Origin of the sequence: Sphingobacterium sp. xlx-96 (assembly GCF_011007365.1) — a bacterium.
GTDB lineage: Bacteria > Bacteroidota > Bacteroidia > Sphingobacteriales > Sphingobacteriaceae > Sphingobacterium > Sphingobacterium luzhongxinii.
On the sequence record NZ_WFKM01000013.1, the window covers coordinates 120,337 to 134,508 of the forward strand.

The 14,172-nt window shown below is 40.7% G+C and carries 13 protein-coding genes; 6 read left to right on the plus strand and 7 right to left on the minus strand.

Annotated elements, in window-relative coordinates:
• Positions 1-137: 137 nt before the first annotated feature.
• Together G7B20_RS16620 and G7B20_RS16625 are read right to left on the minus strand one after the other, a co-directional pair.
• Positions 138-344, minus strand: a complete 207-nt coding sequence (locus G7B20_RS16620) for a DUF6965 family protein (RefSeq protein WP_164112548.1) — start codon at positions 342-344, stop codon at positions 138-140.
• Between the two features lie 68 nt (positions 345-412).
• On the minus strand, positions 413-1,000 hold the full coding sequence (locus G7B20_RS16625) for a TIGR00730 family Rossman fold protein (protein WP_164112549.1): 588 nt from the start codon (positions 998-1,000) through the stop codon (positions 413-415).
• A 313-nt stretch (positions 1,001-1,313) separates the two neighbouring features.
• Between G7B20_RS16625 and G7B20_RS16630 the strand changes: the two genes are divergently transcribed.
• Positions 1,314-1,691, plus strand: coding sequence for a hypothetical protein (locus G7B20_RS16630; protein WP_164112550.1), 378 nt, complete (start codon positions 1,314-1,316; stop codon positions 1,689-1,691).
• Positions 1,692-1,941: 250 nt separating this feature from the next.
• On the opposite strand, the gene G7B20_RS16635 is transcribed toward G7B20_RS16630, so the two are convergent.
• A complete protein-coding gene (locus tag G7B20_RS16635; protein WP_164112551.1) occupies positions 1,942-2,454 on the minus strand; it encodes a DUF2911 domain-containing protein in 513 nt (170 codons plus the stop codon).
• Positions 2,455-2,538: 84 nt separating this feature from the next.
• Positions 2,539-2,772, minus strand: a complete 234-nt coding sequence (locus tag G7B20_RS16640) for a hypothetical protein (RefSeq protein WP_164112552.1) — start codon at positions 2,770-2,772, stop codon at positions 2,539-2,541.
• Between the two features lie 206 nt (positions 2,773-2,978).
• Here G7B20_RS16640 and G7B20_RS16645 point away from each other — a divergent pair, with 206 nt between their 5' ends.
• From G7B20_RS16645 to G7B20_RS16655, 3 genes are all read left to right on the plus strand, one after another.
• On the plus strand, positions 2,979-3,419 hold the full coding sequence (locus G7B20_RS16645; RefSeq protein ID WP_164112553.1) for a DsrE family protein: 441 nt from the start codon (positions 2,979-2,981) through the stop codon (positions 3,417-3,419).
• Between the two features lie 246 nt (positions 3,420-3,665).
• The gene (locus G7B20_RS16650; RefSeq protein ID WP_205600252.1) at positions 3,666-4,373 is read left to right on the plus strand and encodes an NAD(P)H-binding protein; all 708 of its coding nucleotides are present in this window, start codon (positions 3,666-3,668) and stop codon (positions 4,371-4,373) included.
• A 129-nt stretch (positions 4,374-4,502) separates the two neighbouring features.
• A complete protein-coding gene (locus G7B20_RS16655; protein WP_164112554.1) occupies positions 4,503-5,063 on the plus strand; it encodes a DUF4256 domain-containing protein in 561 nt (186 codons plus the stop codon).
• Between the two features lie 113 nt (positions 5,064-5,176).
• On the opposite strand, the gene G7B20_RS16660 is transcribed toward G7B20_RS16655, so the two are convergent.
• Positions 5,177-7,045, minus strand: a complete 1,869-nt coding sequence (locus G7B20_RS16660) for a TonB-dependent receptor plug domain-containing protein (RefSeq protein WP_164112555.1) — start codon at positions 7,043-7,045, stop codon at positions 5,177-5,179.
• A gap of 81 nt (positions 7,046-7,126) precedes the next feature.
• Between G7B20_RS16660 and G7B20_RS16665 the strand changes: the two genes are divergently transcribed.
• Both G7B20_RS16665 and G7B20_RS16670 read left to right on the plus strand, forming a co-directional pair.
• A complete protein-coding gene (locus tag G7B20_RS16665; protein ID WP_164112556.1) occupies positions 7,127-8,611 on the plus strand; it encodes a PLP-dependent aminotransferase family protein in 1,485 nt (494 codons plus the stop codon).
• A 35-nt stretch (positions 8,612-8,646) separates the two neighbouring features.
• Positions 8,647-10,371, plus strand: coding sequence for a tetratricopeptide repeat protein (locus G7B20_RS16670; protein WP_164112557.1), 1,725 nt, complete (start codon positions 8,647-8,649; stop codon positions 10,369-10,371).
• Between the two features lie 26 nt (positions 10,372-10,397).
• Here the strand turns inward: G7B20_RS16670 and G7B20_RS16675 are convergent, their stop codons facing one another.
• Together G7B20_RS16675 and G7B20_RS16680 are read right to left on the minus strand one after the other, a co-directional pair.
• Positions 10,398-11,042 carry a hypothetical protein gene (locus G7B20_RS16675; protein ID WP_164112558.1) on the minus strand — a complete coding sequence of 215 codons (645 nt, stop codon included), beginning with the start codon at positions 11,040-11,042 and terminating at the stop codon, positions 10,398-10,400.
• 43 nt (positions 11,043-11,085) lie between these two features.
• The gene (locus G7B20_RS16680; protein WP_164112559.1) at positions 11,086-14,001 is read right to left on the minus strand and encodes an FAD-binding and (Fe-S)-binding domain-containing protein; all 2,916 of its coding nucleotides are present in this window, start codon (positions 13,999-14,001) and stop codon (positions 11,086-11,088) included.
• Between the last annotated feature and the right edge of the window lie 171 nt (positions 14,002-14,172).

A 14,172-nucleotide genomic window follows, 5' to 3' on the forward strand; every position in this document is an offset into this window, starting at 1 on the left:
TGTTCGCGTCATTTAGTGCCCGGAATTAGCTCCTACAGCATTTTTGCTAAGTTTGCGCAAATTCCACTTCATAAAAAAAGCCTCTGGTATCGGAAGATATTAGAGGCTAAAATCATGTATAAATGCCAGTAATGGGACTACAGGTTTTTAGTAGCTTCATAAAATTGCATGAGTCTGTAGTGACCGGGACATTTCGTAATATCTTTCTTTTTCCAGACCTCACATTCATAGAATTGCACCTCTAAGAATTTCTCAACATCTACGACTCTTTGATGTGGACCTACCATGATTCCCTCCGGATAAGTCTTGCCCAATAGCTCATTTTTCAAATCTTCCACTGTCATAACGCAAATATACTTCTTAATATATGATAATCATTACGTCTATCTAACAAATTCTCATCCAAATGATGTCAGACTTCAGTGTTTTTAATCCATTTTTCGACCGATGGAGCCTTATACGCTCTTATCATGCATATCAGCCTGTCGATATCATCACTGACCAATAGCATTTCTCTGTTTATTGGTTTTAAAAAGCCCTTCTCGACCATATTTTGTAAGAGTGAAAGGAGTTCGTCATAGAAGCCATTTGTGTTTAGAATAGCTATCGGCTTTTTATGAAGACCGAGTTGTGCCCATGTCAGCATTTCGAATAACTCTTCGAGTGTTCCGAAGCCGCCCGGCAGCGCAATCACTCCGTCAGAAAGTTCGTTCATCTTTGTCTTCCTTTCGTGCATGGTATTGACGATCACGAGCTCCGTTAGATTCGTATGTGCTATCTCTTTATCTTGGAGAAAATGAGGCAATACACCTATTGCTTTCCCTCCGTTTTCCATTACGCCATTAGCTACCGCCCCCATCAATCCCACGACCGCACCGCCATAGATCAAATCAATATGTTCATGCGCCAATATTTCCCCAAGCCTATAAGCCTCTTGTTCGAATTTCTTGTCTGATCCAGCACTAGATCCACAGAACACTGTTAAACTTTTTATTGTCATAAATACGACCTTTTCTATTACATTAACGATAAGGGGTAGCTCTATCGTATTAAATCCACCGCAAACAAGATAATAAAATTTTCGCGATCCCATTCGAAATTATGCCACTATTACTACTTCTCGACCAGGCTCCTGTATGGGGGGCTAAGATCAATCTCTTCCGGGTAGACTATAGTACACCATAGTGCTGAAGTTGCCTTTGTTCAAAGTTGCTGGCATCCATCTAAATATTCCGTCAATTGCAGGAGCAGTATTGCCGACCTCCCCTTTCTCCATGACATCTTGTAGGTACTTCTAATATATCCATCATTAAATGCTTGTTATCTTTTTCATTGATATTGCTATATTTGATTATCACAAAACAAATAGCATTAAATTTCCCGAAGAAGCTACATATCTTGTTACGATTGTAAAAGAGTTTTACAATGAGGAAGATAAGCTGTTATTAAAAGAAATTGATAATGGACAGGATGAAAAGGTTGAGATGGAATTTCAAACTAAGTCAAATACTATAATTATTCATACTTATAAAGATGGTGAGAAAATCTATGAGGAGAATTTAAGATACAAACTCAGTGACAGCAAGAAAATATTCAACCTATATTTTTCTTACGAAGACGTTGGTGATGAACAGATTTTGACCATGAAAGATCTGAAAGTTGTTAGAAATAAAGATGAAATTCTGCTTTAGTTTGACTACAATCAAAGTCAGGTAGATGAGCCCAATGATTAGAACCATTGCGCCAGCCCCTCATGAAGCTACTTTAAAACCTCGTAGAATGTGACGAGAGGGGTCGAAAAGTAGCTTTGCGGCCTTAAGTAAGGGGATACAGGACGCCAACATCCTTCTGCCTCTAAAAATAAAAGCTCAACGAAAGTTGGGCTTTTATTTGTGGAATGATGAGAGACAGGTAAGAAGTTCTTGCTACAGCCTATGATTATTAATCAGCTTTGATTTGAGATTGTAACTCAAAATTACCCCATGCTAATGTAAAAAGACCTGTCTTATCCACATCAATCTTAAATTGCTCTTGAAAATTAGAACCATATATAGTAGGTACTTCAAATCTTAAGACATCATTAGCTTCATTATACTTTGTGCCCCACTGATTCCAATCTTTATTCAAAATAAGCGTGCTGGCGCTTTCTCCCGGAATCGTCGAAAGGCTGTATTTACCAGCTTTAAGCACATTGTCATTCCATCGGATATCTTTATCAATCTCAATAGTGGTAGCTTCGTTGGCACCTGTCCGCCAACGCTTACCCACAACGACAATGTCAACACCAATTTCTCTACCTTTGAGAGAAGGCCTTGAATAGTCTACACGAATAGTCACACCATCTGTGGTCGTAATTTGAACAGAGTCCGGTGGACTCGGCCGTTTACTCTTGTCTGTTTGACCAAATGAAGTTTGTGCGATCAAACACACGATAGCGATTAAAAAAGCTTTCATAATTGTAATCTTATTGATTTACAGGTAAATATAAGGTATATGTTATAAAAGTACAAATAGAGTTGCTAATATACAACCACAGCTCTAGTAATCCCGATCTTCGCCTGCTAAAGAAAACTTAATTGCTTTTTGTGGGTAATCTTCTATACTTTTCCCACTGGTATTTGCAACAATTTTTTTGATGCTCACTTTGTCTCCTACTTTAAAATTAGCTTCTGTCATTTTATAGTCCAACAAGTAAGGACCACAAAAATAATTTCCTTTTTCATCACGTTCGATGAATCCTTGATATAAGCCTCTTTTTGTTTCTCTTGGCATGTTATTATATTTATAGTTGCAAAGATACGAAGAGTAAAATCATTTATGTTGGATTAAATAGTAAATAAGCCAAACCAATGTCTTCTATTAGGAATTACTACAAAAATAATCTGTGTCGCTATGTATCTCTTGTTACACCAAAGGTCATTAGATAGGATTAAATTTGTCAATAAAAAAGATTCAATTAACATTAAACATTAGAACAAATGAAAAAGCAAATTTTAGCCGTTACATTATTACTATTAGGGATCGCATTCACCAATCAAATATTAGCACAACAAGTGCCGGTTGATGCGGTAGAAAAGGCTGTTAAAGCAGATGGGAAATACGCTATTTTAGTTCAAAACCCAATGCATCTGATGGCTTCGGTAATGACGGGACAAGAATATAAGGCGAAAAACAAAGCTGTTCAATTTGAGATCGTATTGATCGGAGAAGTAGTCAAGGACATGGCAGAAAGTAAGCAATTAGAAGCAACCATTCGGAAGGCCGAAAATTCTGGAATTAGATTAGTCGTTTGTGAATTTGCAATGAACAAACTAGGAATTAAAAAATCACAGTACGACACCTCTATTCACACGACTCCAAACGGGTTTACCTATCTATTTGGCCTTCAAGAGCTAGGCTTTAAAACAATAACACTCTAAGAAAACGAATGCCGTAAGTAATTCACATAAGTAACACCTATTTAACGAGTAGGAAGTGTAGTTAAGACTGTCTCCAGAAAGGGAGGCAGTCTTTCATTTTTTTAAGAAGTAATCATTTTACCGATACCACATGTTAGACATAAATGAAATCATAAAATAGCATTAGTTCGGTTATTGGAAGACAGTTATCAGAAAATATAAAAGTGAAATAAGTCGAATCATTGCTTAAATAGATTTCAATAAGAGATGGAATTACAAAAGAATACTTTTCGTATTTTTGATTTGATCACGAAACAAATATCAGGAATGAAAGCTCTTTTAATCGGTGCTACGGGCGCTACAGGATCAGATTTATTAGAATTATTATTGAAAGACGAGGCTTTTGATCGTGTCGATGTTTTTGTACGGAGGCCTATAGCTATACGACATGAAAAGCTCCATGTCCATGTCATCAATTTTGATCAGATATCCGAATGGCAACATCTGATAAAGGGCGATGTATTATTTTCCTGTTTGGGCACTACACTAAAAGCTGCCGGAAGCAAGGAGGCACAATGGAAAATTGACTACGATTATCAGTATGCAGTTGCTAGAGCAGCTCGAGATAACGGGGTGCAAAATATGGTGTTGGTATCCGCAGCGATGGCCTCTCCACACTCTAGGTTCTTCTACAGTAGAATGAAAGGGCAATTGGAGCTTGATATTAGAAAGCTAGGTTTTTCCTACTTACATATATTCAACCCCCCAATGCTATTGCGTAAAAATAGTGATCGCAAAACGGAGATATTTGCGTCAAAAGTGATTATGGCACTCAACCGTATAGGGCTATTCAAGGCACACACTCCCCTACCGACGGAACTATTGGCGCAGGCCTTAATCCATGCCTCTAAAGACAAAAAGAGCAGTTTTCGGCAATATGAGGGCAAAGCCATCTGGAAATGTACCCAAGGATAGATACGCCTATATTCCTCATGTTATAGGTAGCACGATGCTATTATCGAAATGGAGGAAAGCAATAGAATTATTCGTAAATTTCATGACTGAATCGCCGAGCTAGCGAGCTCGCGAAATAATTATTTACATATGGAAAATAGTAATTTATCCTCGGATCAGATCAATGAACTCGGAGTCATCTTAAAAAAGAGGTTTGAAAAAAACAGGCATCGTCATGCCGAGCTGTCATGGGACGTCATCTGGAATCGCGTGGTCGACAATCCAGATAAGATATACGCGCTCTACCAAATGGAACAGACCGGAGGAGAGCCAGATGTCATAGGTTATGATTCGAAGCGTCAAGAATACCTGTTTTGTGATTGTGCGCCAGAGAGTCCAAAAGGGCGCAGATCAATTTGTTATGATCAGCGCGCGCTCGACTCACGCAAAGCGCATAAGCCCCAAGATAGTGCCGTACATATGGCGGCAGCGATGGGGATTTCATTGCTCACCGAGGAGGAGTACCGACAACTACAGCAGCTCGGCACATTTGATAGTAAGACATCAAGCTGGTTGGCCACGCCGGAGGAAATCCGCATACTCGGAGGTGCCATATTTGGTGATTGGCGTTTCGGACGTGTATTTGTGTATCATAATGGCGCTGAGTCCTATTATGCAGCCAGAGGCTTTCGTGGGCTATTACGGGTGTAACCTATAAAATAAAGCGTTAATCAGCCGACAAAAATTAAGGCAAGTGTTTAACAAAACCTGTACTGCTTGCCTATTGGAAGCAGTACAGGTTTTAGAAAAGAGACACGTACGGCTTAGCGCTTCCACTGATAGCGTATTCCCAAGTTATACCAACGTTTTGGAAGGTAGACAGCAGCAACTTCCTTATAAGTTTCATTCAGCAAATTGTTGCCTTCTGCATAGAAATTCCATCTTGACAAGCTATACCCGATTCGTAAATCTGAAATAAAATAGGGATCATTAAGTTCGCGCTTAATCCACCTACCACCTAACGTAATGTCAAACTTGTCGACCTGATACAATACGCGTAATAACGCTTGATGTTTTAAACTCTCAACAACATACTTAGACGTTACATTCTGTGCGTAATTCATGTTGCTGGGATTTAGGTGATTATAGCTTATATCGTATTTTAAACGTTGCGAACCCGATAGCGCAAATACTTGTCCGAGACTTAGATTGACACCAATCATTTTGTTTGTTCCAAAATTAAAAGGCTGATAAGGATCGCTTGTATTATAACGTATCCGATCTATTAAGTTTTCTATGTTGCGGTAAAATACCCCTCCTCGCACATACATATTTTGTTTTTCGTAGCGCATAGCCAATTCATACTGCCAAGCATTTTCGGATTTCAGATTTGGATTGCCTATGTTTCCAGTTTGTTGGAGGTAGAGATCGGTATAGGAAGGAATACGTTGACTAGATCCTACGCTCAAAGAGGCTTTCCAGTGGTTATCGATGGCATAGCCAAGATCCAATCCTGGAAATACCTGCCAACCATATTGAGTATTGTAGTTTATATAGGTTCCGATATTTAGCAAAAGCTTGTTTATCGCTTCTGTTTTGTACTCGGCGTATACGCCATGGTTGTATCGGGTATGATCCCCTAGATTGGTGCTTTCAATTTGTTCATAGCGACTTTCCACTCCAAAACCAAAATCTCCTAAACGGGTATGCAGCATGCTGTTCAATTCGGCTGTATATACGTTTGATTCATGTTGCCATCGCGATTTAGAGAGATCATTTCGAAAAAACCGATAATCATCCTTATTACCCCTATAGCTCAATCGCGGTTTTAGGTAAAAATTTGGATGTAATCGGTGCGTACTTCCTAAGGAGACAATACTCGTTTTGACTATTTCATACGATTCTTTGTCATAAGGTGCGGCGTAATAGCCATTGGCACCAAACTCATTATGAATATATCCGGCCATCACATCCATGTTGTTTTTTTCGTCCAAGGCATATCTTCCCTGGTAGAAGGCCTTAAGATCTCCGGTGCGGCTGTTATAACGTTGTCCGTTTGATTTTTGGCCCCCAAGAGAAATCAGGTTTTGGATATTCCCTTTCGAAAAGTTGGCTACCGTCTGCACACTTGCGCCCCCATATATTCCTGTGCCGTCTCCCTCCTCTTTGGCCTCAAAACTAGAGCCACTTTGCACGCGCACCGACAGATCCGTGTCTGATCCCGTCTTTGTAATGATATTAATGGCACCCGTCAGTGCATTAATCCCATATACACGAGCTGCTGGTCCTTTTAGCACTTCGATACGCTCTACAGCGTCCAAGCTGACCGGTATATTCATGGAATGATGAGCCGTCTGTACATCCGATAGCTTTACACCATTTAGCAATATAAGGGTTTGTTCGAAAGACCCACCGTCGATACTGATATCCGCCTGCGTACCAAATGGACCGCGCTGCCTTACATCGACTCCAGGGATGTAGCTCAATACTTCATTGATCGAGCGTACAGGCAACTTCGCGATGTCCTCTTTTTGAATGATCTGTATGTTACGATTCCGCTTGTTAAATGGAATTTGTAATCTGTTTTCTGCAATCACGACCTCGTTTATGGATGTCGTATCAGCGACGTTAGACTGTGCCTGTATCGCTAAGGAAATGCAACTTAAGGGAAGAATTAAAAATAATCGTTTCATTAAAGTATCAAAATGTATTTGTTTTATTGTCGGCAAAAGTCCTATCTTTCCGGAACATTTAGATAGTCCACTTTTTATAATATGGGTAGTCCGGTTTTGCTTTCTTTATCAAGTTTTGTGCATTTAGACAGAAATAGTTCCACACCTATCTTCGTTCAATTGACGCAACAAATTATTAATGGAATCCAACGGGGGTTTCTTATTGTGGGGTCAAAGATGCCGGGTACCCGACAGGTTAGCGAAGCGTTGGATTTGCATCGCAAAACAGTAATCGCCGCCTACGATGAGTTGCAGGCCCAAGGCTGGATAGATATCGTACCGAACAAAGGAACTTTTGTATTGCAACAAGACCAGCGTAAGCCGTTACCACTATCGACCCGAATACCAATATCTTCAGCGCAGTATCCCGCAAAGACAGGGTTTCAAGTGCCTAGTTCGAATATTTTGGATAACCCATTCGAGGACAATACATCTACATATTTCTTTACCGATGGTACGACCGATATCAGACTGATCCAAGTTAAGAACCTATCGTTGCAATACAGTGCTTCCATGAATAGAAAAGGAAGTCTCAAACGAATGTCGCAGTATCAACAAGAGGGAAACATCTTCTTCAAGGAGCAACTCAGCAACTTTCTAAACCTGTCAAGAGGTCTTCATATTTCAAAACAGAACTTATTAATTACCAGAAGTTCGGAAATGAGTCTCTATCTCATTGCCAAGGTACTACTACAGCTTAACGACAAAGTCGTCGTTGCCGAGCTGAGTAATTTTGCCGTAAATATGACGTTACTTCAAGCCGGCGCCAAGCTAGAAACCGTCCCGTTGGACAGCGAAGGGATCTGTATAGCCTCTTTAAGAGATAAGTTAGAAAAAGGACCTATCCGAATGCTTTATATCACGCCGCACCATCACTATCCGACCACGGTGACATTAGGCGCACAAAGACGTCTTGAATTGCTGCAATTGGCCCAGCACTATGGATTTATCATTGTAGAGGATGACTATGATTATGATTTTCATTACGAGAAGTCCGCCGTGTTGCCCCTTGCGAGCGCGGATCTGAATGGCATGGTGGTTTACACAGGCACTTTTGGACAGTCGTTGGCACCAGCATTTCGTACAGGATTCGTAGTAGCTCCGCCCAATCTGATACAAGAGATGAACAAATATCTTAGCATAATAGACCGACAGGGGGACATCATTATGCAACAGGCTCTAGGCGAAATGATAGATGAAGGCGAAATCCATCGGAATCTAAAGAAATCCCTCAAAGTTTATAAGGAAAGACGCGATATCATGTGCGAACTTATACGCGATATCCTACCAGATGAATTGGAGGTCGTTCCCCCCAGTGGCGGTCTGGCACTTTGGCTCGAGCTGCCTCAAAGTAAGTCCTTGTTTACACTAAAAAAGGAGTGCCAGCGCAAAGACTTATTCATTCCACGCCATATTCTCTACCAAAATAAGAAGCTCTGCGCTATGCGGCTCGGTTTTGGTCATATGGATAACGAAGAAATGGAAAAAAGCCTTGAGATCCTAAAGAGTGTACTGCAGCGTATTTGAGTTTTTAATTTAAAAAGTTAACTTGCAAACTATCTATGCAAGCTATCAAACGTATTATAACCTTACTTTTAATAAGTTCCATTTCTGCAGCTCATGCAGATATTTTATCCGAAAACCTGCAATCGATAGACAATCAGAGAGCACAGGTAGAATATTGTCTTGGCCTTGGATTGAAAGAAAAAGGCAAGATCGATACGACTCGTCTTAAGAATAAGCTAAAGCCTTTACTACAGCATAAAAATGACGGTGTCAGGTTATCTTATTACCTACTTTTGGCCGATGCTACATCCATGGTATTCGATGGCGTGAATCCGACAACAGATCACTATTTCGAAAAGGCCTTAACGATTGCCAAGAAAAGTGAGCGAGACGAGTATTTATTCATAACCCTGACGCGTGCTGGCTACTACAATTTTGTTTATCGGGAGATATCCAAGGCCCTACCCTATTTTTTGTCCTCCTCCAAACTGGTGGAGCAAGTGGATTTGAAGAAAATACCCTTAGCCGCTTCTCATCTACAATACATTGCTAACTTTTTCGGCTATATTGGCGAATCAAAGAAAGCACAGGAATATTATAAGATGGCTTTGAAGTATGTGCCCGTATTAAGTCGTCGAGCCATAGACCTTACAAATGCTATAGGAGTATATTATTACAGGGATAGCCTTTATAATGACGCTGAACAATACTACCAAAAAGCTTTAAAGACGGCCGAAGCAACAAAAGACAGTGTATGGATAGGTATTTTGAAAGGCAATATTGGTAATATTCAGCTGGTAAAAGGAGATACTGCCCAAGCGATAAGACTTTCTGAATCAAACGTCGCCAGTTCCATACAATATGGCGAATATAAAGATGCAATGCGTACATTATTGGGGTTAGCAGAGATTGCTGTATCCCAAGGTAAATGGGACAAGGCAAAAAAATATATTGCCCGGGCAGAAATTTACTTTCAAGCCAAACCCTATTTCGTTCCTTACAAAACAAATGCGTACCGTCTGAAAGCCAGAGTTGCAGAAGCTCAGGGGGATCCCGTACAAGCCGTCCAATATCTAAATACATTTATCAAATACAATGATGCGTTGCAACTGGAAAAAGATACAGAAAGACTGCAGAAGACTTTGTGGAAATGGGAATCGGAACGGTATGAGTCTGCATTACTAGAAGCAAATGAAAAAAGAAGACAGGATCGTATTCGCGGTATTAGTGTTGGTCTGATATTGACCCTCAGTTTCCTGTGTGTAACCTTGCTGATCCATCGTTCCCGTCAAAGAATAAGGCTAAAATCTATTAAACTGGAAAAAGAACAACTAGCGTTGATTCTTGAAAAACAACAACTGGACGAAGAACTCCTTCAGTCGAAGCAAAATATGGAAAATTTTCTCGTCCGAATCAGGGAGAATGAAAATGTTATTCAAAGACTTGAAGATGATCTCTACAATGCGCAGCTACAGCAGCAGAAACACAATGTCGTAGCGATCCAGAATAGTCTGAACCAGATGTTGGAATCACATATCATGACCGATGAAAGGTGGTATAGGTTTAAAACATTATTTGAGGGTTCTAATCCGGGATTCTTTGACGAACTGACATTTCGTTATCCCAATATATCAGAAAGCAATCTTCGATTACTTACTTTACTTAAATTGAACTTAAGTAATCAAAGTATAGCTCATCTTTTGGGTATATCGCTGGATGGGGTGAAGAAAGCCAAACAAAGGTTGCGTAAAAAAATAGATTACGCCATGGATAAGCTATAGCGTAATCTATTAATGGATTATTAAATCTATTTACCTTCAAAGGCCGCGATGATCTGTCCGCGGAAAGTAGAATCCTTTTCGGTCAATTCAAACGATTTACGATAAGTATCTACCACCGCAAATACCTCCGCAGGCTCCCCTACTTTATTATCAAGGAATAATTTAAAACTGTATGTCGCCGGTTTAGTCAGGTCGACAGCACCTTTATTAGATGAAAATACCGTAGGTAAAACCACTTCATTCGTCATTTTATTGGAAGTCGGAAGTTTAAACATTGTACCCAAAGCTTTAACAAAGGCATCAGAATGCGCTCCTAGAGAGGAAATTTTTATCGATCCCCGCATAAAACCAGTCTTTTCATCAACCGTTCCGTCATTTCTCAATCCAGGCTTGATATTCTTCAGCACTTCAACTTTTAGACCTACAGTATCTTTGTCAAACAGCGACTTTGTTGTATAGATCATTGAAGAATCTGTACTTACTTCATCTGTGAAGCGTAAGAACAAGTGCTGCTTTGGAGCATCTACCTGATTACTGAGTTGTTCTATTGTAGGGTCTCCCTTTGCTGCATTACCATCCGATGAATTGCCATCCTTTGGAGCGTTATTACAAGCGGTTAATGCCAGAACACAGGCTGTGCCCAATCCTAAAAAAGAGTTAGTCGATCTCATAAGCTTTGTTTTTATTGTGAAACAATCAAGATACAATATTGTTTTATTTTATTAAAGCTTTGTAAAGAATTTCTATTGGATGGAATGATTTTCTGCCTACGCCATCTTTGATCTGATGTCTGCACGAGGTACCCGCTGCTGCTATCAGCACATTGTCGGCAGCGCTGCGCACAGCAGGTAGTAAGACCAATTCTGCTACTTTCATCGATAGCTCGTAATGTTCCTTTTCATACCCAAACGAACCAGCCATACCACAGCAGCCCGAAGGAATGACCTCGACGGTATAATTAAGCGGCAAGGACAGCAACTTCTCCGTAACACCGACCAGGTGGAAGGCCTTTTGATAACAATGTCCATGCAATTTGATAGACTGCTGCTCCGAAGTAAACTGTTCCGGATGTATATTTCCTTTTTCAACTTCTTGCATCAAGAACTCATCAATCATCAATGCACTTTTAGCGACACGGAGAGCTTCTTCCATTTGATCCTGATCTACTAAAGAAAGGTATTCATCTCTAAAAGTAAGAATGGCCGAAGGCTCGATGCCTATCAAAGGAGTGTGCTCATTGATTAACCCCTTTAGTAGAGATATGTTTTTATTTGCTAGTATCTTAGCTTCTTTAACAAAACCTTTAGATAAGTACGTACGTCCACTTTCTTTATGCGGCGGAACGAGAACTTCGTAACCTAAGGCCGTCAATAGCTTATACGCCGTAATACCGATCTCAGTATCGTTGTAATCCGTAAACTCATCGCAGAAAAGATAAACCTTCTTTTGTGTACCGGTTGGAGACTGTCGCTTCATCCATTGCTTCAGTGTCGTTCCAGATACTGTCGGGAGCGAGCGTGCCGGCGCAAAGCCGACGATCTGTTTAATAAGATTAGCAAAGATCGGCGTCTGTGCAAAGAAATTATAAACAGGCGCTACCATAGATCCCACTTGTTGGCTTTTGGTAAAGTTGGCTATTAATTTTGAGCGGAATGGTGCGCCATTGACATCGTAGTACTGCTGAAGGAACTCCGCTTTCATTTTCGCGACATCTACACTAGAAGGGCATTCCGTTTTACATCCTTTACAGCTTAAACAAAGATCCATGACCTCTTTTATCTCTTCGTGATCAAATCTATTTTTCTTGGTCGAATTGGTCAGAAACTGACGGAGCATATTTGCCCGGGCCCTTGTCGTATCTTTTTCATTTCTTGTCGCCATAAAAGAAGGGCACATCGTACCGCCTGTTATCTCTGTCTTACGACAATCGCCAGAACCCGAACACTTCTCGGCCAATCGAAGGATGCTCTCGTCTTTTGTAAAATCAAAGTAGGTAGGTATTGTTTTGCCATCAACAGCCTTTTCGTAGCGCAAGAAACTGTCCATAGGCGGCGCGTCCACGATTTTATTGGCATTAAATATCCCCTGCGGATCAAAAATATGTTTGACCTCTTTTAACAGGCTATAGACCTTATCCCCCAGTACTTTGCTGATAAATTCTCCCCGCAATCGGCCATCACCATGTTCGCCGCTCAATGATCCGTTGTATTTGAGTACAAGATCTGTTGTTTTCTCCAATATACTTCTAAACTGTTTCTTTCCCTCGGCAGATTTTAAGTTAATAAAAGGCTCGATATGCAGTTCCCCCGCGCCAGCGTGTGCGTAATACGAAGCATGTACCCCCTCTTCCTGCAATAATTTTTGGACGTCCGATACATAAGCTGGAAGATCATCCGGCGAAACGGCACAATCCTCAATCAGATTAACGGGTTGACTATCTCCAGGTAAGTTACGAATCAAACCTAGGCCTGCTTTACGGACATCCCATACCAGATTGGTCTCCTTGTCTCCGGTGATCAATGGATAAGCATAGCCCAATTTTTTTGCGACAAGTTCTTCCTTTAATTTTTGCGCCTTCTCAGCTATCTCTTGAGCGGTGTCAGCCCTAAATTCAACAATAAGAAGCGCTTGAGGGTCGCCCTCGATAAAAAAGCGGTTGTACTGATACGTAGGGTGGCCTACAGTAAAATCTAATATATATTTGTCGACCAATTCAGAGGCTTCAGGCGTATGCGCCAGTGCCACCACATTACCATGCATACATTCTACCATATCGGCAAAATGTATACACAAAAGGCCGATCTCCTTAGGAGGCAACGGACGCAACCGTAACACAGCTTCCGTCACGATACCAATAGTCCCTTCCGAGCCAGCTAGAAGATTACACAGGTTGAAAGGTTTTTCCTTATCTACTAAAAAATCCAATGCGTATCCCGTATTCCGTCGTGTCAACGTCTTTTTAGGAAATCCTTTTTCTATCGCTTCTATATTTTCACGGTTGGTAAGCACTTCATTCAAAGCACGATAAACATCTCCCTCCCTGCCCTTATTTGCTAATTTTTCAAAATAACGACCAGGCGTTAGTTCTTCAAACACTACTTCACTCGAGTCATTTAGAATAACACTTGCACGTATTAAGTTCTGACGGGTATCTCCCCACACGATAGAGTGCAATCCCGAAGAATTGTTGCCTATCATACCACCTACCATCGCCCGGCTGGCGGTAGAGGTTTCCGGGCCAAACATCAGTCCGTACGGCCTAAGGTATGCATTTAGATCATCACGAATTACGCCGGGTTCCACTTTTACCCAGCCCTCTTCGGTATTGAGTTCTACTATTTTGTTAAAATACTTGGACACATCAACGACAATCCCCTTACCTACAACTTGGCCAGCCAATGAGGTGCCAGCTGTACGAGGGATCAGGGTAACCTGATTCGCTGTAGCAAAACGTACTAATTTGACCAGATCTCCTTTTGTATAAGGAATCGCAACGGCTATTGGTAATTCCTGATAAACGGATGCGTCCGTAGCATAGGCCATTTTTACGGTTTGGTGCTTTGGGTCTGAGGAATTGTAATAGAGTTCACCCTCTATCTCATGGTTTAGTTTCTCTAACGTTGACAACATGAAGTTTGTGTATTAAATCCAATAGATAAACAAATCTAACGAATCTTAGACTATTATTTCGTATATTGAAGTCATTGATTGTTATTTTTTGCAAGGTATCGTACAACTAGCGCAAAATAACGCATTTCAAAGCAACCGCTTTTCACGTCAATCAAAATTTATAATAGAATA

Bases quoted from the DNA above. Each gene is read 5' to 3' on its own strand.
- G7B20_RS16620 (WP_164112548.1), bottom strand. From the start codon at position 344: ATGACAGTGGAAGATTTGAAAAATGAGCTATTGGGCAAGACTTATCCG.
- G7B20_RS16625 (WP_164112549.1), bottom strand. From the start codon at position 1,000: ATGACAATAAAAAGTTTAACAGTGTTCTGTGGATCTAGTGCTGGATCA.
- G7B20_RS16630 (WP_164112550.1), top strand. From the start codon at position 1,314: ATGCTTGTTATCTTTTTCATTGATATTGCTATATTTGATTATCACAAA.
- G7B20_RS16635 (WP_164112551.1), bottom strand. From the start codon at position 2,454: ATGAAAGCTTTTTTAATCGCTATCGTGTGTTTGATCGCACAAACTTCA.
- G7B20_RS16640 (WP_164112552.1), bottom strand. From the start codon at position 2,772: ATGCCAAGAGAAACAAAAAGAGGCTTATATCAAGGATTCATCGAACGT.
- G7B20_RS16645 (WP_164112553.1), top strand. From the start codon at position 2,979: ATGAAAAAGCAAATTTTAGCCGTTACATTATTACTATTAGGGATCGCA.
- G7B20_RS16650 (WP_205600252.1), top strand. From the start codon at position 3,666: ATGGAATTACAAAAGAATACTTTTCGTATTTTTGATTTGATCACGAAA.
- G7B20_RS16655 (WP_164112554.1), top strand. From the start codon at position 4,503: ATGGAAAATAGTAATTTATCCTCGGATCAGATCAATGAACTCGGAGTC.
- G7B20_RS16660 (WP_164112555.1), bottom strand. From the start codon at position 7,045: ATGAAACGATTATTTTTAATTCTTCCCTTAAGTTGCATTTCCTTAGCG.
- G7B20_RS16665 (WP_164112556.1), top strand. From the start codon at position 7,127: ATGGGTAGTCCGGTTTTGCTTTCTTTATCAAGTTTTGTGCATTTAGAC.
- G7B20_RS16670 (WP_164112557.1), top strand. From the start codon at position 8,647: ATGCAAGCTATCAAACGTATTATAACCTTACTTTTAATAAGTTCCATT.
- G7B20_RS16675 (WP_164112558.1), bottom strand. From the start codon at position 11,042: ATGAGATCGACTAACTCTTTTTTAGGATTGGGCACAGCCTGTGTTCTG.
- G7B20_RS16680 (WP_164112559.1), bottom strand. From the start codon at position 14,001: ATGTTGTCAACGTTAGAGAAACTAAACCATGAGATAGAGGGTGAACTC.